Raw genomic sequence first — 18,658 nt, forward strand, 5'->3', positions numbered from 1 at the left:
CCAGGCGAGGCCCGGATCAGCGACGGATCAGCAGCTCCCGCGCATGAGCCTGGTCCTCGGGCGCCAGTTCAGCCAGCAGTTCCACCTCACCTGCGATCAGCGCCCCCACCGGCACGCCGTCGCGGTAGAGCACCCGGTTGCCGCTGACCGCCGGCACCTTGCGCCCCGGCAGCAGCGTGCCGGCAAGGTTCAGCGGGTCCACCGCCGAGACCACGACCCATTCCCCGCTCGCCTCGCGGCGGCGCACTTCACGCAGTAGTCCGACCGCTTCGGGCAACGCGAACTGCTCGCCCGTCAGCCCGGCGACGAAGCGTCCACCACGGATTTCCCCACGCGCCTCCAGGCGGTGATAGACCCGCAGCAGGTCGCGCCACGGCGGCAGCCAGTCGGCCTCGCGGTCCAGCAAGCGCCAGCAGACCACGCCGTAGCGGCGCAGCAGGGTCATGGCGACATGTTCAAGAATCTCCGCCGGCAGTCGCGCCCCTGGGTCCAGCGCGGTGCGCCGCAGCAAGGCCCAGCGCCCGGCGTCGGCCATGCCGAACAGCGGCGTGCGCGAACGGCGCTGCGGATGACGTCTGGCCGCCGGCATCAGCAAGGCGCGCAGGCCGGCGAAGCTGTCGGCATTCACCCGGCCAGCCCCCACCAATTCGCCCAGCACGGTTTCCAGCTCGGTACGCAGCAGGTGGCTGTCGCTGGCCAGCTCCTCGAAGAACGACGCGCCGTGCTCCTTGAGCACGTCGAGCACCTTGTTGGCCTTGGCCGACAATTCCGTGTCCGCCGGCGCTGTGCTCAGTACGCTCCACTGCACCATCTGCGCACGCGGTAGCAGGACGATGGGTGTGCTTTTCAGCGGCCCGCCCCGCGCCTTGCCGGTGACGCGATTGGGCAGGCGCGCCCAGACGATACGGCCGGCGCGGCACAGGTCGTCCAGCCAGTTGATGCCGTAGTCGGCCACCCGGCTTGGGAGAATGTCGCTCTCCCAGGCGGACGCGGCGGCCTGGAAACCTTCCAGCTGGCTGAGTACGCCGGCCAGGGACTCGGCTCCGCGCACCCGCGTGCCGCTGGAGACGCGCTGCCAGTCGAAGAGGAAGCGCATGAAATCGGCGCGCTGCACCGGTTCGATTTCCCGACGCAGGCGCTTGACCGTGTAGCGATGGATGCGCGCCAGCAGGTGGCGCTCGCACCACTCTTCTTCCTGCACGCCCGGCGTGAAACGACCGCGCAGCACGTAGCCTTCGCGCTCGAGGCTGGCCAGGGCGAAACCGGTATCGCCGGTGGAAATACCCAGGTCGACCGCCAATTCACGTAACAAGCGCGGGCCGAAACCGGTCAGTCGCGCACGCACCAGTTCGACCTGGGCATCATCCGCCGGGCACTCCTCGCGCAACGATGGCGGCAGATCGAGCAAAGGCTTCATCGCTGCCTGCGGATGCAGCGCGCGCCACTGACCAAGCCGCTCCGCCGCTACCCAGACCTCGCTCTCGGGCAGTTCCAGGCGCGTGGCCCTGCCGGCCTTGGCCAGCGACTTGAGCAGGAAGGGCCAGCCTTCGTTGGCCTGTGCTTCGCTCTCGCGGACGCCGCCCAGGCCCGTCAGCGCCTCATGCATTTCGTCGGCGTCACGGGCCTCCGGCCAGGCTTCGGCGCGCACCGCCTCGATGGCCTCGGCATCCAGCGCGCCCAGGTCGTCGGCGCTTTCCGGGTCGGTCCAGCGGCGGCTCTGCACGGCCTGGGTGCGCCGCTCTTCCAGCGGCGCGTCGTCGAGGAAGGCGTAGGGGCTGGCCGACAGCACTTCCGCCGCCAGCGGTGATGGCGCCGGCAGGTCGCGCGCCAGCAGCGTCACCTCGCCACGCTCCATGCGCCGCAGCAAGGCCAGCCAGCCTTCACTGTCCATGGCTTCGTGCAGGCAGTCGTCGAGGGTCTGCGCCACCAGCGGGTGATCGGGAATCTCGCGCTCGCCGACGATGTTCTCCAGGCACGCCACCTGGTCGGGGAACACCGACGCGAGCAGGTCTTCGCTGCGCATGCGTTGCAGCTGCGGCGCGACCTTGCGGCCACCGCTATAGCGCGGCAGGGCCAGCGCGGTGGTGGCGTTCCAGCGCCAGCGCACGCCGAACAGCGGCGCGTCGAGCAGCGCCTGGATCAGCACGTGCTCGGCGCTGTTGGAGTGCAGGTAGCGCCACACCTCGCCCAGCGGGAAGCTGTGACTGGTGGACAGCGACAGGATGATCGCGTCCTCGGTGGCCGCGGCCTGCAATTCGAAGTTGAAGGTGCGGCAGAAACGCTTGCGCAGCGCCAGGCCCCAGGCGCGGTTGAGGCGGCTGCCGAAGGGCGAATGGATGACCAGCTGCATGCCGCCAGATTCGTCGAAGAAGCGTTCGAGGATCAGCGTTTTCTGCGTCGGCAAGGTGCCCAGTGCGTGGCGCGCGCGGGCCAGGTATTCCACCAGTTGTCGTGCCGCCGCATCGTTCAGGCCAAGCGGCCCGGTCAGCCAATCGATGGCGCGCGCCAGCGGCTCGGAATCGCTCGCGCCCTGGGCGAGCAGTTCGTCCAGTTGGCCGCGCAAGCGCGCGACGCTGCTGGACAGCTCGTCGGTCCGCCCGGGCGCCTCGCCGAGCCAGAAGGGAATGTTCGGCGGCTGGCCCTGGGCGTCCTCGACGCGCACACGGCCGGGCTCCACACGCAGGATGCGGTAGGAAATGTTGCCGAGTTGGAAGACGTCGCCCGCCAGGCTTTCCACGGCAAAGTCCTCGTTCACCGTGCCCACGGTCAGGCCCTGTGGCTCCAGCAGCACGGCGTAGTCGCCGGTGTCTGGGATGGTGCCGCCGGAGGTCACCGCGGTGAGCTTGGCCCCGCGCCGGCCGCGCAGGCGCTGGTGCACGGCATCGCGGTGCAGGTAGGCGCCACGCTGGCCGTTGCGGCTGGTGTAGCCCTCGGCGAGGGTGCGCAACAGGGCATCGAAGTGTTCGCGACTCAGGTCGGCGTAGGGCTGCGCGGCGGTGAAGAGGTCGAACAGCGCGTCCTCGCGCCACTCCTGGCAGGCGACTTCGGCGACGATCTGCTGGGCCAGCACGTCCAGCGGCGCGCGGGGAATCTCCAGGGCGTCCAGCTCACCGAGGCGCACGCTGTCCAGCAGCGCCACGCATTCGATCAGATCGTCCCGCGAGGTGGGGAACAACCGCCCCTTGGGCGTGCCGCCCACGCTGTGTCCCGAACGTCCGACGCGTTGCAGGAAGGCGGCGATGGAGCGCGGCGAACCGAGCTGGCAGACCAGCTGCACATCGCCGATGTCGATACCCAGTTCCAGCGAAGCCGTCGCCACCAGTACGCGCAGTTGCCCGGCCTTGAGCCGCCGCTCGGCGCCCAGGCGCAGTTCCTTGGAAAGGCTGCCGTGGTGCGCCGCCACCCAGCCGGCGCCGATGCGCTCGGCGAGGTGCCGCGTCACCCGCTCGGCCATGCGCCGGGTGTTGACGAAGACCAGCGTGGTGCGGTGCTGGTTGGCCAATTCGGCGAGGCGGTCGTAGACCTTGTCCCAGACGTCGTGGGACATCACCGCCTCCAGCGGCGCGCTCGGCACTTCCAGGTTCAGATCACGCTCGCGGCTGTAACCGATGTCGACGATGCGGCAAGCCGCGTGGCGCCCGACGAGGAAACCCGCCACCGCCTCGATGGGCTTCTGCGTGGCGGACAGGCCGATGCGCACCAGCGGTGCCTCGCACAGCGCCTGCAGGCGCTCCAACGACAGCGCCAGGTGGCTGCCGCGCTTGCTTGCGGCCAGGGCATGGATTTCATCGACGATCACGCTGCGCGCGCCGGCCAGCATGGCGCGGCCCGAGTCCGAACCGAGCAGGACGTAGAGCGATTCGGGCGTGGTCACCAGGATATGCGGCACCTGCTTGCGCATGGCGTCGCGTTCCTTGGTCGTGGTGTCGCCGGTACGCACGGCAGTGCGGATGTCCACTTCCGGCAGGCCCATCTCCACCAGCGCCGCGCGAATGCCGGCCAGCGGTTCTTCCAGGTTGATGCGGATGTCGTTGGACAGCGCCTTGAGGGGCGAAACGTAGACCACCGTGGTGCGATCCGGCAGCGCGCCGCCGTTCTCCAGCCCCTCGCGGACCAGGGCGTCGATGGCCGAGAGGAACGCCGTCAGCGTCTTGCCCGAGCCGGTGGGCGCGGCGACCAGCGTCGATTCGCCCGCCTGGATTGCCGGCCAGGCCTGTACCTGCGCCTGGGTCGGCGCGGCGAAGTGCGCGCGGAACCAGCCGGCCACCGCCGGGTGGAAGGCGGACAGCACATCGGCTCGCTTGGCGCGGGTAGAAGCTCGGGAGACTGTCATGCCGACCAATATGGTGGCGCGCGAAGCCCGTCACAAGGACCATTGATCGCGCCTCGCCGCAGGCCGCGCCAGCCGTTACTCTTCGCCCACCCACCCGGCGGAAGATCACCCGATGAGCGAGCGAGATCGCGATTACTACTGGCAGCAGGTCCGGCAGCAGAACCAACAGAAGCCGCCGGAACCGCCACGGCGCGACTGGCGCCTGCTGGTGAAGCCGTTGCTCTGGTTCCTCATTCCGCTGCTGCTGCTCGCCGCCGCGACCACGTTGTGGCGCAACCCCGCGAGCCATGCCTGGATGCAGGAGCGCTGGGTGGTGCTGCAAAGCCGCCTGGGCTTCTCCCCCGAAGGTGTTGCCCCGGCACCGCCAGCCTCGCGCTACACCGACAGCCCGCGTCCGTTGTCCGAGTGCATCAAGCCGGGCAACGTGATCGACGACGAGGTGCGCGCCTGCACCAAGGGCTACCGGCCCAAAACCTGGTAGCCCCGGGTGCCGGGTCAGAACTTGGCGAAGTTCACCACGTCCACGATGATCGAACCGCCGATGCCGGTGAGCGACACCAGCAACGCGCGCACCAGCGGCTCCTCCGAATAGCGGGAGAAGGCGCCGGTGTTCTGTGCGGCCACCCGGTCGCGGATCATCTGGAACTTCACATTCTCCGGGTCCGCCTTGTCGCCCTTGAGCAACTGCGCGTCGATGTGCTGCAGCGTGGCGGTGCGTGCCTTCTCCGCCGCCCGGCGCAGCGATAGCGCGGAGAGGAACAGGATCAGCGCCGTCAGCACGAAGGAGATCACCAGGCCCGGCGGGGTCTGCCAGTTGTCGAACACGCTGCTGCGCGATGCGATGAGGATCAGCAGCACCACGGTCGGGGCATAGATCAGCCGATTGACCGCTGCGGTGCGGCGGGCGATGAGCGTGATGTCGGTCCAGTCGTCGATGCAGGCGTGCCGTCCGATTCCGAAGGTCTGCCGGTGCTGCTCCTCCAGTCCCGCGGGCCAGATCGCGTGGTGCCGGACCAGCTGGCGGATGAAGCGCGTCAGCAGATAGTTGGCGTCCACCACCCAGAACACCAGCAGCTGGAAGGCCAGCACCGGCAGCATCCACGGCGCCTTGCCCCAGAGCAGTTGGCCGCGTATCGGGCTCGCCTCCATGGGCCAGAGGACGAACAGCACCCCGGTGAAGACCGCGAATATCCAGGTGGCTAGCAGCGCTCGCAGCAGCCGCGCACCGAACACGCCGCCCAGGCAATGCTCGTCCCAGAAGGCCTTGAAATCGATGAGCAGCCGCCCATCGTGGCCCGGATACTCCGCCTCGCTGCCCTTGCGCACCATCTTGCGCACGCTGTCGTTGGAGAGGGGGAACAGGATCAGCGACAGGTAGGAACCGAAATCACGCACCCAGGAGCGGCCCTCGACCGGTCGTGGGAAACGGCTCCACAAGGTCGTTGGCGGTCCGTCCAGGTCATAGGCACGCTCGATTTCCAGGCGATTCAGGCGCAGGCAGCGCCAGCCCCAGGCCAGTGCGGAGATGGAGATCAGCACCGCCAGGAGGCGCAGCGCCAGGGTCGGCCAGGCGCTGATGCCCTCGAAGAAGAACATCGGTTCGCCCAGGCCGTTTTCGGTCAGCGCACGCCGGGACTGGTAACCCCACAACAAGGCCAGCACGAAGACGATGGTCGGCAGCAGCAGGTAGTACACGGAGGAGTCGAACAAGCTGCCCGTGGGCGGCTCGCCCGCGTCCTCCGTGGTCAGCTGCGCCCGGTGCCGGCGGATCAGCTGCGCGGTGAGGATGCCCAGGACGATCAGCACGAATGTCACCCAGATCAGTTGTACCCGCCATTGCAGGCCGGCGATCCAGGCGAACAGGCCGGCGACCAGGTAAAAGGCCAGCGGCAGGCGTCGCACCCACATCGGCAGATCGCCAGGGGGCTCGGTGCTTTGTCGATCATCGGCCCACCACCACCCGAGGAACAGCAGCAACGCGGCCATCAGCAGGATCAGCCAACCGCCGCCCCACATCGCCAGAACGTTGCCCAGGTTGCTACGCAAGGCATCGGTGATCTGCGGATAGGGCGGTGGCGGCGGGTCCTGCAGACAGGACAGCGCCATGATGTCCTGGGTCATCGCCGGCCGCCCCTCGCCCGCGGCCCAGGAGCGGCGAGTCTTGGGGGCCTCGCAATAGCGCGCGGGCGCCGCCCGGGATTTGCTCGGCAGCGGAATGAAGCCACTGATGCCGATTTCGAAGATGCCCGGAGAGAGAATGTTCCCCCCCGTCGGGTCGAACTTGGACTGTTTGTATTCGAAGTCCCGCGGCGACTGGGCGGCCAGGATGGAAGCGAAGACTGCGCTCTGCTGGCTATCGCGAAACGGCGGCACATCCTGTTGCAGGGCCTGGGTCAGCGTCAGGCCGTAGGGTGAGGCGAGCACCAGGTTGCGGGTGGACTCCGCCTGGCCGCGCTGCAACATGCGCGCATCCAGGTCGGTCGAGAAGTACAGCTTGTTGGGCATTCTCGCCTTGAGCGCCTGCAGCACCAGCAGTTTGTCGTAGGCATCGGCGCCCAGTACGCCGATGGCGGCAATCCCGCTCTCGCCATTTTGCCGGTAGGACTCATCGAGCTCCGCGATGTGGTCGGCCAGGCGCCGCAGGTAATCGAGTTGGGAGTCACCATCGGCGCGTTCCAGGGTGCCCAGGTCCAGGTTGCCCGGCTTGCTGTCGGTCTTGCCAGCGGACTTGTCGTCCTGCTTCGCCACCTGGTCGGGCAGCCGGCCATCGACCCCGCGCAGGTAGCTAAAGCGCAGTACCCAGTCGTCGACGATGTCCAGGTCCTCCGTGCTCAGCCGGGCGCGATCACCGACGCGCACCTTGAAGCTTTCGGCCAGGGATCGGGAGTAGAAGCTGTCCCACTCCGAGATCAGCGCTACCCGGCCGAACCTCGGCCACCCGCCGGTCGCCGCGCAGTCGGTTCCGTTGCGCTGGGGCATGCCCCGGCTGCACAACACGCCACCGACCGGATCGACCCGGCGCAAGCGCAGCTCATCCAGCAGCATGGAGGCGAGTCGGCCGTCATCGCTCACCGTGCGCAGAATCTTCATGTTCCTCTCGGGATTTCCCCGCACCTCCCGCTTCCCCGGCGCGGGATCGGCACAACCGATCCGCTTCATCTCCTCGGTCGGCTTGATCCGCCCGCACAACAGCATCGACCGCTCGGCCGTGGCCAGCGGCGAGTAGATTTCCAACAGCGGAAACGCCTGGCGCGAGGCGTCTTCATACATCTCCCCCAGCATGGTGGAGTTGGACGGACCGATGACCTTGAGCACGCTGTCCTTGGGCGGCGCCTCGTCCGCGCCAGGGACTCGGCCATGGCGGGCATTGGCCTGTGCCTGTCGGACAGCCATGTCCAGGTGAGTGCGCAATGCGTCGAGCTTTTCCAGGGGATTGGGTCGCAGGTATTCCTCTTTCACCCAGAACAGCAGGGTCTGCTTCGTCAGTTGCGGCACCTGATCCATCGATCGCGGCGGGTCGAGGCGATCGGCAATCAGCGTTTCGAAAGGAATCTCCAGGGGGTGGTCGTCGCCAACCGATTCCTCGATGCTCAGGCAACGGACGTGCTGCTCGTCGGCGGGCACCATGTGGGTGTTCTTGAACCCCGCCAGCACGGCGTAGCGAATACGCCGGCGCAACTCCACCTCGTCGGCGTAGGCGCCGCCCTCGACGACTGCCACCATGATCTCGGGGATTTCGCCGGAGGCGTTCTCCGGCAGATCAGCAAGGCAAAGATCGTCGGCCGCCTTGCTGGCGCTGGCCGGATGCAGATCCTTGAGTTTCTTGCGATAGCGCTCCAGCGCATCGAACGGGTCCTGCCACAGTCGCGCCTCGATGGGGCGCTCCACCTGGAACTGGCCACCCAGCGGGCGAGGTTCGAGAAAAGCCGGACGGGTCAGCGCCAGCGCCGACACCACAAGGCTCAGGACGACTGCCGAGCCGGGTATCCAGAGGGAGAGATTGCTCCCTGAGTCCTTGTTATCCATGGTCCCTCCCGAGGCGTCGGGTCGACCGTTAACAATGCCTCAAGGCTCGGGCAGGGAGCGTCGCTGCGCATGCCGGGGCCGGGTCCTTTCCTGTGGGCGCCAACGTACTTCCGCGCAGGCTGGAGGTTACTTCCTTGCTTGCCGGCCACGGCGCGAGCGAATGACTCGCCAATGGCCGACCGACCGGATGCACCGGGCTGTGCGTGACCGCCTACGCATGTCCGCTGGGGACTGCAGCCCTGTTCGGTCGCTGGAACCTCCAGCTGTCAACATAGACCAGCGTCAGAAAACTGTGCAAATTTTGAGCAGGCATGGTGGGCCGACGGAAGATTGGCACGGCGGAGCGTCACGCCCCCCAAAGCCCCCGCACCCGCCGGTGGTAGGCAGGCGCAATGCTCTTCTGTCGTTGAGTCCGTGCGCTGCACGTCCCTCGCCTTGGCCCGCGCGCGCTCAGGAAGAGGAGGCAGACCGAGCCGGCTGACGCCGAAGACCCAACGGCCCCCCTCTCCCTTTGGGAGAGGGCTGGGGTGAGGGCCGCTCCGAGCACATCGCTATCGCGTCGCAGTGGCGCCCTGCCCTACGACTCGTCGTTCTGCCCGAGCCCGTGCAGGCGCAACTTGTTGGCGATGGTGGTGTGGGAAACCCCGAGGCGCTTGCCCAGTTGCCGGCTGCTCGGGTGCTCGCGGTAGAGCCGCTCCAGCACTGCTTTCTCGAAGCGTCCGACGATGACATCCAGCCCACCTTCCAGGGAGAAATCACCCAGCGGATGGGCCGCGCCGTAGTCCGGCAGGCGGATGTGCTCCGGGCGTATGGTGCCGCCCTCGCACAGCGAAACCGCCTGGAACAGCGCGTTCTCCAGCTGCCGCACGTTGCCCGGCCAGTGGTAGCGGCCCAGGCGATCCAGCGCCTGCGGCGAGAGCTTGGGCAGCGCGCAGCCGATCTGCCGGCTGGCCTGGTCGAGGAAGTGCTGCACCAGCGGTTCCAGGCCGTCGAGGCATTCGCGCAGCGGCGGAATATGCAGCGACAGCACATTGAGCCGGTGATAGAGGTCCTGGCGGAATTCCCCCTTGGTGCAGAGTTCGGAGAGATCGACCTGGGTCGCGCAGATCACCCGCACGTCCAGGTACACCTCTTCGTCACTGCCCACACGGCGGAAGCAGCCGTCCTGCAGGAAGCGCAGCAACTTGGCCTGCAGGCGCGGACTCATCTCGCCGACGCCATCGAGGAACAGCGTACCGCCCGCCGTCAGTTCCAGCAGGCCGAGCTTGCCTTCCGGGCGGGCGCCTTCGAAGGCGCCGGGGCCGTAGCCGAACAGCTCGGTCTCGGCCATGGATTCGGGCAGGCCGGCGCAGTTCAGCGCCATGAACGGCGACTGCCCGCGCGGGCTGGCAAGGTGACAGGCGCGGGCCAGCAATTCCTTGCCGGTGCCGGTCTCGCCCTCGATCAGCAGCGGCGCATCCAGCGGCGCCATGCGGCGCGCTTCGCGCACCACGGCGGCCATCACTCGCGAGCTCTGGAAGATACTGTCGAAGCCACGCAGCTCCAGGCGCCTGACGTTATAGATACGTTCGCCGACACGGTCGGCACGGTGCAGGGTGAGCACGGCGCCGGCCAGCGCCTCGCTCTCGTCGTGCTCGGTCTGCAGCGGCGCGATGTCGGCGAGGAACACGTCGCCCTTCACCTTCACCCGCAGGCCGTTGATGCGCGCCTTGTTGGCCCGCACCAGCTCTGGCAAGTCCAGGTCCTCGACGTAGCGCGACAGCGGAATGCCCGGCACTTCGTCGACCCGCGAGCCCAACAGCTGCGCGGCGGCCCGGTTGGCGGCGACGATCTGCCCGGCCATGTCGATGGACAACACCGGGAACTCCAGCGCCGCCAGCAGCGCGTTCAGCTCCAAGTGACGCCGCTCGCTGGGCATCAGTCCGACACGCTTGACGCCGAACACGCCGGGCACCGCTTCGAGCTTGGGCTTGAGCGACTGGAACTGGAGATTGATGAGATTCGGGCAGAGCAGGTAGATGGCGTTGCCCTGCTCGCCGCCGACTTCGCCGCGATTGACGTTGATGCCGTAGTCGACCAGCAGGTTGAGGATGTCGCGCAGGATGCCGACGCGGTTCTGGCAGTGCACTTTGATGCGCATGGCGGGCCCGTGGTTGTCGTTGTGGTGGGCGCTCCGGCGCGGATTTTCGCAAGGCGGCCGGAAATTACCGTCAATAATATGTGACAGATGACCGCACCTTCAAGCCATGGCCGGATGCTTGTGCCGCTTTGCGTAATCTTTTCTTTACGGATTGCCGCGTCAGATACCTGCAAACACGGCTGCCAAGGGGCTGATCAAGGGCACGACTCGCGCTATCTGTTGGTCATCACAACAACAAGCTCGCAGCCGGAGCCCCCATGAAGACAACGCAGTACGTGGCCCGCCAACCTGATGAAGATGGCTTTATCCACTACCCGGAAGCCGAGCATCAGGTCTGGAATACCCTGATCACCCGCCAGTTGAAAGTGATCGAGGGCCGCGCGTGTCAGGAGTACCTGGACGGCATCGAGCAGCTCGGCCTGCCACACGACCGCATCCCGCAACTGGGCGAAATCAACCAGGTACTCCAGGCCGCCACCGGCTGGCGCGTAGCGCGGGTGCCGGCGCTGATTCCCTTCCAGACCTTCTTCGAGCTGCTGGCCAGCCAGCAATTCCCCGTCGCCACCTTCATCCGCACCCCGGAAGAGCTGGACTACCTGCAGGAGCCGGACATCTTCCACGAGATCTTCGGCCACTGCCCGCTGCTCACCAACCCCTGGTTCGCCGAGTTCACCCACACCTACGGCAAGCTTGGCCTCGCCGCCAGCAAGGAAGAGCGCGTGTTCCTCGCCCGCCTCTACTGGATGACCATCGAGTTCGGCCTGCTCGACACCCCGCAAGGCCTGCGCATCTATGGCGGCGGCATCCTTTCGTCGCCCAGGGAGACCGTCTACTGCCTCTCCGACGCTCCCGAGCGCCAGGCCTTCGATCCGCGGGAATGCATGCGCACGCCGTACCGCATCGACATCCTGCAGCCCCTGTATTTCGTGCTCCCCGAGCTCAAGCGCCTGTTCGACCTGGCCCATGAGGACATCATGGCGCTGGTGCGCGAAGCCATGCACCTGGGCCTGCACGCGCCGAAGTTTCCGCCGAAACAGGCCGCCTGATCCGCTGCAATCGATCCCATCTGTGCCTAGGATGAGACGTGCTCGCGAGCCTAAGATGGTTCGCGAGCGCACTCCTATGCCACCCCACGACAAGGAGAACCTTTCATGACCGCACTTACCCAAGCCCATTGCGAAGCCTGCCGCGCCGACGCCCCGAAGGTGTCCGACGAAGAACTGGCGGTGCTGATCAAGCAGATCCCGGACTGGAACATCGAGGTCCGCGACGATCACATGGAGCTGGAACGGGTCTTCCTGTTCAAGAACTTCCGCCATGCCCTGGCCTTCACCAACGCGGTGGGCGCCATCGCCGAGGAAGAAGGCCACCACCCCGACCTGCTGACCCAGTGGGGCAAGGTCACCGTCACCTGGTGGAGCCACGAGCTGAAGGGCCTGCACCGCAACGACTTCATCATGGCCGCGCGCACCGACGAGCTGGCCGCGAAAGCAGAGGGACGCAAATGAGTCATTTCGCCAAGGTCACCCGCGTGCCGGGGGACCCGATCCTGGGCCTGCTCGAAGCCTATCGGGCCGACCCCAACCCCGCGCGACTCGACCTTGGCGTGGGCGTCTACAAGGACGCCCAGGGCCTCACGCCGATCCCCCGCGCAGTGAAGCTCGCCGAACAGCGCCTGGTGGATAGCGAGACCACCAAGAGCTACGTCGGCAGCCACGGTGACGCGCTGTTTGCCGCACGCCTGTGTGAGCAGGTGCTGGGCGTTACCTCGCCGCTGCTGGCGGACGCTCGTGCCGATGCTACCCAGACGCCCGGCGGCACCGGCGCCCTGCGCCTGGCGGCGGAGTTCATCGCCCATTGCCTGCCGGGGAAAAATATCTGGCTGAGCGACCCGACCTGGCCGATCCACGAGACCCTGTTCGCCGCCGCCGGCGTGCCGATCAAGCACTACCCCTACGTCGGCGCGGACAACCGCCTCGACGCGGAGGCCATGTTCGCCATGCTGGAGAAAATTCCGCAGGGCGACGTGGTGCTGCTGCACGCCTGCTGCCACAACCCCACCGGCTTCGACCTGGATCATGAACAGTGGCAGCGCGTGCTGGAGATCGTCCGCCGCCGCGAACTGCTGCCGCTGCTGGACTTCGCCTACCAGGGCCTGGGCGATGGGCTGGAGGAGGACGCGTATTCCGTGCGCCTGTTCGCCCAGAGCCTGCCGGAAGTGCTGATCACCAGTTCCTGCTCGAAGAACTTCGGCCTCTACCGCGACCGCGTTGGCGCACTCATTGTGTGCGCCGAGAACGCCGACAAGCTGACCGACATCCGCAGCCAACTGGCGCTGTTCGCCCGCAACCTCTGGTCCACCCCACCGGCCCACGGCGCGGAAGTGGTCGCCACCATCCTCGGCGATCCGGAGCTGAAGAACCTGTGGCTGGACGAACTGGACGCCATGCGCGGGCGCATCGCCGAGCTGCGCGTCGGCCTCGTGGAAGCCCTGCGGCCTCACGGGCTGGCGGAGCGTTTCGCGCACATCGCCATCCAGCGCGGCATGTTCTCCTACACCGGCCTGCAGGCGGACCAGGTGCGCATCCTGCGCGAGGAACACAGCATCTACCTGGTCAGCAGCGGCCGCGCCAACATCGCCGGCCTCGACGGCGAGCGCCTGGACCACCTGGCGGCAGCCATCGCCCGCGTCTGCCGCTGAGCCCGTTTTCTTCCCCCTCGACCGGCCTGTGAGCCGGTCTTTTTTTGCGCGTTTCAACAGTTCAGAGGCATGCGGCGAACTGCTTTTCGTAGGAGCGGATCTTATCCGCGACGCTTTTTGTCCCGGCTTCGCCGGGATTTCGCGGAGAAGCTCCGCTCCTACAAGAGCCTCACGGCCCGCGCCTGCAACGAATGCCCCTCGGCCTCCGATCCGGTCTCTATCGGCGCGTTTTCAACTGCGCAGCGGGGCATGCGGCGAACCGCTTTTTGTAGGAGCGGATCTTATCCGCGATGCTTTTTGTCCCGGCGTCGCCGGGATTTCGCGGAGAAGCTCCGCTCCTACACGAGCCTTATGGCCCGCGCCTGCAACGAATGCCCCTCGACTGACCTGTGGACCGGTCTCTTTTGGCGTGTTTTTAACTGTGCAGCGGGGCATACGGCGAACTGCTCTTCGTAGGAGCGGATCTTATCCGCGACGCTTTTTGTCCCGGCTCCGCCGGGATTTCGCGGAGAAGCTCCGCTCCTACACGAGCCTCCTGGCCCGCGCCTGCAACGAATGCCCCTCGACTGACCTGTGAGCCGGTCTCTTTTGGCGCGTTTTCAACTGTGCAGCGGGGCGTGCGGCGAACTGCTTTTTGTAGGAGCGGATCTTATCCGCGACGCTTTTTGTCCCGGCTTCGCCGGGATTTCGCGGAGAAGCTCCGCTCCTACACGAGCCTCACGGCCGCGCGCCTGCAAGAGCAGGTTTACCGCTCGCGCAGCTCCATCACCTTCAACTCCGGATCGGCCTTGATCTGCTCGTCGGTGAACGGCAGCTCCGGCCACTGCTGCCTGGCGAACAATTCCGTCTGGTCACGGTGGTGCGGCGAACTCGGCTCACTGGATTGCGAGAACGCCAGCAGCCCGCGCGCAACCGGACCGTCTTCGGTGAAGCTCACCAGCTGGATGTAGCTGCTACCGCTGAGCACACGGTAGTGGTCGCCCTGCCATTCCGAGTGGATGGCGTTGTACACCCCTTCGTTGCCGGTGCCGCCGGGGATGCCCAGGCGCGCGTTGGCTTCGCCGGTCTGCTGCAACTCGCCCCACTTCTCGTCCGTGCGAATGTTACGGCTGTCGATCTCCCGCGCCGCCGCCACCAGTGCCTGCTGCGCCTGTTCGCGCACCTGCGGTTTGTCCAGGGCGATGCCCGAGGGCGTGGCCAGTGGCAGCTTGGGATCGAAGGGCAGGCGCCAGCCGCCGTCGATCTTCAGGAAGCGCGCGACGAAGGCCTGGAAGTAGGCAAATCCGGGGTTGCTGTCGAGATTGACGTGGCGATCCCACGAGCCCAGCGCGGCGCAGGCTGCCGCTGCACCTTCTGGTGCCGGCTTGCACAGCTGCAGCAAGTCGTCGAGAAGCATGTCGGCCACATAGACGCGGTTGTCGGTGACCATCTTCTGCAGGTCGTCCGGGCCGATCTTGCCGTCGCCCTTCAGCCGCTCCAGGGCGAAGCGTGCACGGGCGCTGACCGGAATCGAATCGCGGCTCACCAGCGGCGAGAACCCGGTCAGCGGCTGTGCCGGGTTGCTCAGCCAGGCGCTGTCGTTGGAGTTCTGCACGAAGTCTTCGCGCACAAGCGACGGCATCTGCTCCGGCGGCGTCAGGCCGGCGTGACGGGTGCCCGGCGCACTGGACCAGTTGCACACGCGGCGTCCGCCCTGCAATACCGGCAGGCCCTGCTTCTGGAACTCAGGAATCGCGCAGTCTGCCAATTGCTGCTGGCTGAGGTAAGGCACCACCGATTGATTGAGGTAGAGCACCTTGCCTTCTGCGTCAGTGGCCAGGGTGTTGACCCACGGAATGCCCTGCACCCGCTCGATGCTGCCCCGCAGCTCGTCCAGGCTGCGCGCGTGATCGATGGCGTACCACTGCTGCAGCACGCGGTCGTTGCCGAGGTTGGCGTCGCGCACGGCGAAGGCTTCGCTGGCGCTCCAGGGGAATTTTCCGGGCACGCTGAGCAGCGGGCCGTATTCGGATTCGTAGAGGGTATGGCTGCGCACACTCACGCGCCCATTGTCCTCACGCACCCGCACGCGCAGGGTGACTTCCTTCAGCGGCCGCGACTGGCCATCGACGCGATAGCTATGAGAGTCCTGCGGGTCGAGGTCCAGTCGATACAGGGTGAAATGGCTGGAGGTGTCCACCGTGTGGCTCCAGGCCAGGTCCTTGCTGAAGCCGATGTTCACCAGCGGCATGCCCGGCAGCGAGGCGCCCATCACGTCGAGCTGGCCGGGAATGGTCAGGTGCATCTGGTAGAAACGCAGCGCACCGAACCAGGGGAAATGCGGGTTGGCCAGCAGCAGGCCGTTGCCGTCCACAGAACGCTCGCTGCCCACCGCAACGGCGTTACTACCGTGGTCCTGGTGGAAGTTCTCGCGGCGCTCCATGGCGGCGATCACGTCACCGTCGCTGACGATGGACGACGTTGCCTGGCCCGGCGGCGTGGCCGCCATCATCGCCTCGGCGAACTGCCCGGCGCCGGATTGCACCAGCAGGCGGCGAGTCAGGCGCAGCAGGTCGTCGGCCTCCAGCGGCCGCAGCCAGGCCTTGCCCGCACACCGGGTGCCGGCGGCGTGGGTGTCCCACAGCCAGCGGTTGTAGCCGGCGGCATAGCCATCGAGCAGGTCGCGGATCGGCTGCGGCTGGGCGCTGCGCATGCGGCGCAGGGATTCGTTGTCGTTGAGCCAGGTGTAGAAGAAGTCCGAGGGCAGGTTGCCGATGCCGGCGGAAGACTTGCCGTCCACGCCGAAGTAGCGCGAGCGCTCGCCCCGCGCGGTGAGGACTTCCTCCGCCAGCAGGCAGGCGTTGTCGCGGGCGTAGGCATAGCCGATGCCGTAGCCCAGGCCCAGCTCGTCCTTGGCCTGGATGTGCGGGATGCCGTAACGGGTCCAGCGGATCTGCGCCTGCAGCTCGGCGCCATAGGCCAGCGCGGGTAGTCCGGAAGCCAGCAGGCTGCCGGCCACGGCGGCCAGTCGGAAGGTCTTGCTCATTGATTCCCTCAATGCTCGGATGACGGCCGCGAGTCCGGCCAGGGGCACACGGTCGCGCCACTCAGGCGGTAACCGGTGCGAGGATGGATGGCGGCTCACGCCGGCCAATGCGGTGCGGTGAAGAACGTCGCGGTATGCCTTCCAGGGCAAACGCGCAGGCAGGTTGCTGAGGACATGGAACTCTCCTTTTTGTCGTGGGTGCGCAGCTGGAAAAGGCAACGCACCTCTTCAGGGCAACGGATGGGAAGCGCGCGAAATTAGCCCATGCGGGATGGCTATCTGCCAGCTCGCACAGCTCTATCTCGCGGCTTTCGCCCGTTCCAGAGGCATCAAGGGCGGTTCGACTTCAGCGCGTGGGCAGGGTTCCGGAGTGACGTTTCCAGCGTCCCGGCGACTGCCCGGTCCAACGCTGGAACGCACGGGTAAAACTCGCCGCTTCGGCATAGCCCAGGCACTGGGCGATACCGTGCAGGTCCATCCGCGATTCACGCAGAAGACGCTCGGCGAGGCGCTGCTTGATGCCATCGTTGAGCGCCTGCAGGCTCTGCCCTTCCTCCGCCAGACGCCGTTGCAGCGTGCGCTCGGAAAGGCCCATCCGCTCGGCCACCAGGGCGGCGCCGAGCAGGGTTGCGGAGTCGCGCAGCAGCAGCTGCTGGACCTGTCGCGCAGTGGGCGTGGCGGCCAGCGTCAATGCCAGCTCACCACACAGGCGCTCGCACAATTGCTCGCCGCTGTCGCGGGCGCTGATCTGCGCCTGGGGCAGCGGCGTCTGGAGATCCGCCAGGGCGAAGAGCATGGCGTTGCGCGGTGCTTCGAAAGTCGGCTCCACGCCGAAGGTCTCGCGGAACGCGGCGGAATCTCCCGGCGCCGGGCAACGCAATTCGATGGCCAGCGGCTGCAGCGGACGCTGCAGCAATTCGCCGGATAGTTGCCAGCACCCGGCGATGCCGCGCTCCACCACGAAGGCGCGCGCATCGTCGGGCAGCACGCGGTCATCGAAGATCAACCACAGTCCGCGTACTTCCGTTTCGCTGCTCACGGGGCAGAGCGTCAGCGCCAGGCTCTGGAAACGCCCGAAGGTCTCGAAGGCTTCCTCCAGGGTATGGCTGGCGAGCATGGTGAAGCCGAGCAGGCCCAGCGAAGTGAGGTGGTAGCGGCGCCCGGTCGCGAGCCCCAGGCCGGGCCGCGAAACGCGCTGCAGCAGGTTGCGGATCACCGCCAACTCCTGCCAGGCCTGGATGCGCCCGGCGCGCGCCTGCAGGTCGGCCGCGGTGATGGCGCTGCCCACCAGGCAATCGTCCGCGCTCAGGCCTTCGTCGCGGGCGCTGTCGAGCAGGTAACGCACTCCGGTGATCTCGCGGGTCTGGCGCCAGTCCATCGCGGGCTCCTGTTGCCGGTTTCACTGTGGCGGATTCTCCGGGATCAAAGGCGCACCTGGCGGAGAAGATCAATTTTTGGCGGACTTGATCATGGAAGAAAGTGACGGCGCTGACCATGCTTGAGGTGCCAATAACACTCACAAGAGGCTTCCCCATGTTCGAGTTCTTCTACGCGCTGCCCAGCCAGAATCGTGCTGCCGAGTACAAGCACTTCCGCATCGTCCCGGCCACCGGTGCCATCGGCGCGGACGTCAGCGACCTGGACCTGACCGCCCTGGGCGACGACGGCTACGCCGAGCTGCGCCAGGCGCTGCTGGCGCATAAGGTGCTGTTCATCCGCGGGCAGGACCTGAGCGTGGAGAACCTCGAAGCCGTCACCCTGCGCTTCGGCGAATTCGGCCGCGAGCCTTACGTGGTCGGCATGGACGACCATCCGCATGTGGTGCGGGTGGTGAAGGAAGCCAACGAGAAAACCCCGGTGGTGTTCGGCGGCGCCTGGCACAGCGACTGGTCGTTCCAGGAGCGCCCGCCGGCTTTCACCCTGCTCTACGGCCACGACATCCCGCCGTTCGGCGGCGACACCCTCTACGCCAACCTGGCGCTGGCCTACGAATGGCTGTCGCCGAAGCTGCGCGCCCAACTGGAAACCCTCGACGCCATCCACAGCCCGGAGCGCGCCTACGGCGCCGAGGCCAAGCACAACGACCTCATGGAAAACATGGCGGTGCGCTACGGCAGCCACGATGGCGAAGTGCGCTCGCACCCGCTGGTGACCAAACACCCGGAGACCGGCAAGAAAGTCCTCTACGTCAACCCGGCCTACACCAGTGGCATCAAGGGCATGCGCCCGGCCGAGTCGCAGCCGCTGCTGGACTACCTGTTCAGCATCGCCACCCAGCCGGCCTTCACCTGCCGCATGCGCTGGACCGCCGGCACCCTGGCGATCTGGGACAACCGCAGCACCTGGCACTACCCGGTGTCGGACTACCACGGCATGCGCCGGGAGATGTACCGCACCACCGTGGTGGGCGAAGTGCCGAGCCGCTGAGGAGCC

10 protein-coding genes are annotated in these 18,658 nt (G+C 67.0%); 5 read left to right on the forward strand and 5 right to left on the reverse strand.

Going from position 1 to position 18,658, the window contains the following annotated elements; genetic code table 11:
- Positions 1-16: 16 nt before the first annotated feature.
- Complete coding sequence (locus tag JVX91_RS24845; protein WP_205336730.1) at positions 17-4,333, reverse strand: DEAD/DEAH box helicase; 4,317 nt, start codon at positions 4,331-4,333, stop codon at positions 17-19.
- A 112-nt stretch (positions 4,334-4,445) separates the two neighbouring features.
- Between JVX91_RS24845 and JVX91_RS24850 the strand changes: the two genes are divergently transcribed.
- Positions 4,446-4,814 carry a hypothetical protein gene (locus JVX91_RS24850; RefSeq protein WP_205336731.1) on the forward strand — a complete coding sequence of 123 codons (369 nt, stop codon included), beginning with the start codon at positions 4,446-4,448 and terminating at the stop codon, positions 4,812-4,814.
- A gap of 14 nt (positions 4,815-4,828) precedes the next feature.
- On the opposite strand, the gene JVX91_RS24855 is transcribed toward JVX91_RS24850, so the two are convergent.
- The gene (locus JVX91_RS24855) at positions 4,829-8,359 is read right to left on the reverse strand and encodes a hypothetical protein (RefSeq protein WP_205336732.1); all 3,531 of its coding nucleotides are present in this window, start codon (positions 8,357-8,359) and stop codon (positions 4,829-4,831) included.
- A gap of 577 nt (positions 8,360-8,936) precedes the next feature.
- Positions 8,937-10,499 (reverse strand): sigma-54-dependent transcriptional regulator, encoded by a 1,563-nt coding sequence (locus JVX91_RS24860; protein ID WP_205336733.1) that lies wholly within the window; start codon positions 10,497-10,499, stop codon positions 8,937-8,939.
- Between the two features lie 257 nt (positions 10,500-10,756).
- On the opposite strand from JVX91_RS24860, the gene phhA reads away from it, so the two are divergent.
- The 3 genes from phhA to JVX91_RS24875 all read left to right on the forward strand — a co-directional run bounded on the left by phhA (position 10,757) and on the right by JVX91_RS24875 (position 13,200).
- Positions 10,757-11,545: a phenylalanine 4-monooxygenase gene (gene phhA / locus JVX91_RS24865; protein WP_169940784.1), complete on the forward strand. Its 789-nt coding sequence runs from the start codon at positions 10,757-10,759 to the stop codon at positions 11,543-11,545.
- A 105-nt stretch (positions 11,546-11,650) separates the two neighbouring features.
- A complete protein-coding gene (locus JVX91_RS24870; protein ID WP_024764391.1) occupies positions 11,651-12,007 on the forward strand; it encodes a 4a-hydroxytetrahydrobiopterin dehydratase in 357 nt (118 codons plus the stop codon).
- A complete protein-coding gene (locus tag JVX91_RS24875) occupies positions 12,004-13,200 on the forward strand; it encodes an amino acid aminotransferase (RefSeq protein ID WP_205336734.1) in 1,197 nt (398 codons plus the stop codon). Before JVX91_RS24870 ends, JVX91_RS24875 begins: the two co-directional genes overlap by 4 nt.
- Positions 13,201-13,945: 745 nt before the next feature.
- Here JVX91_RS24875 and JVX91_RS24880 read toward each other — a convergent pair.
- Positions 13,946-16,225 carry an acylase gene (locus JVX91_RS24880; RefSeq protein ID WP_205336735.1) on the reverse strand — a complete coding sequence of 760 codons (2,280 nt, stop codon included), beginning with the start codon at positions 16,223-16,225 and terminating at the stop codon, positions 13,946-13,948.
- Positions 16,226-16,571: 346 nt separating this feature from the next.
- A complete protein-coding gene (locus tag JVX91_RS24885; RefSeq protein ID WP_205336736.1) occupies positions 16,572-17,603 on the reverse strand; it encodes an AraC family transcriptional regulator in 1,032 nt (343 codons plus the stop codon).
- A 155-nt stretch (positions 17,604-17,758) separates the two neighbouring features.
- On the opposite strand from JVX91_RS24885, the gene JVX91_RS24890 reads away from it, so the two are divergent.
- Positions 17,759-18,652 (forward strand): TauD/TfdA family dioxygenase, encoded by an 894-nt coding sequence (locus JVX91_RS24890; protein WP_205336737.1) that lies wholly within the window; start codon positions 17,759-17,761, stop codon positions 18,650-18,652.
- Positions 18,653-18,658 lie beyond the last annotated feature (6 nt).

Source organism: Pseudomonas sp. PDNC002 (assembly GCF_016919445.1).
GTDB lineage: Bacteria > Pseudomonadota > Gammaproteobacteria > Pseudomonadales > Pseudomonadaceae > Pseudomonas.

Excerpts from the sequence above, each read along its gene's own strand:
- JVX91_RS24855 (WP_205336732.1), bottom strand. The coding sequence starts at position 8,359 with ATGGATAACAAGGACTCAGGGAGCAATCTCTCCCTCTGGATACCCGGC.
- JVX91_RS24880 (WP_205336735.1), bottom strand. The coding sequence starts at position 16,225 with ATGAGCAAGACCTTCCGACTGGCCGCCGTGGCCGGCAGCCTGCTGGCT.
- JVX91_RS24845 (WP_205336730.1), bottom strand. The coding sequence starts at position 4,333 with ATGACAGTCTCCCGAGCTTCTACCCGCGCCAAGCGAGCCGATGTGCTG.
- JVX91_RS24885 (WP_205336736.1), bottom strand. The coding sequence starts at position 17,603 with ATGGACTGGCGCCAGACCCGCGAGATCACCGGAGTGCGTTACCTGCTC.
- JVX91_RS24850 (WP_205336731.1), top strand. The coding sequence starts at position 4,446 with ATGAGCGAGCGAGATCGCGATTACTACTGGCAGCAGGTCCGGCAGCAG.
- JVX91_RS24870 (WP_024764391.1), top strand. The coding sequence starts at position 11,651 with ATGACCGCACTTACCCAAGCCCATTGCGAAGCCTGCCGCGCCGACGCC.
- JVX91_RS24860 (WP_205336733.1), bottom strand. The coding sequence starts at position 10,499 with ATGCGCATCAAAGTGCACTGCCAGAACCGCGTCGGCATCCTGCGCGAC.
- JVX91_RS24890 (WP_205336737.1), top strand. The coding sequence starts at position 17,759 with ATGTTCGAGTTCTTCTACGCGCTGCCCAGCCAGAATCGTGCTGCCGAG.
- phhA (WP_169940784.1), top strand. The coding sequence starts at position 10,757 with ATGAAGACAACGCAGTACGTGGCCCGCCAACCTGATGAAGATGGCTTT.
- JVX91_RS24875 (WP_205336734.1), top strand. The coding sequence starts at position 12,004 with ATGAGTCATTTCGCCAAGGTCACCCGCGTGCCGGGGGACCCGATCCTG.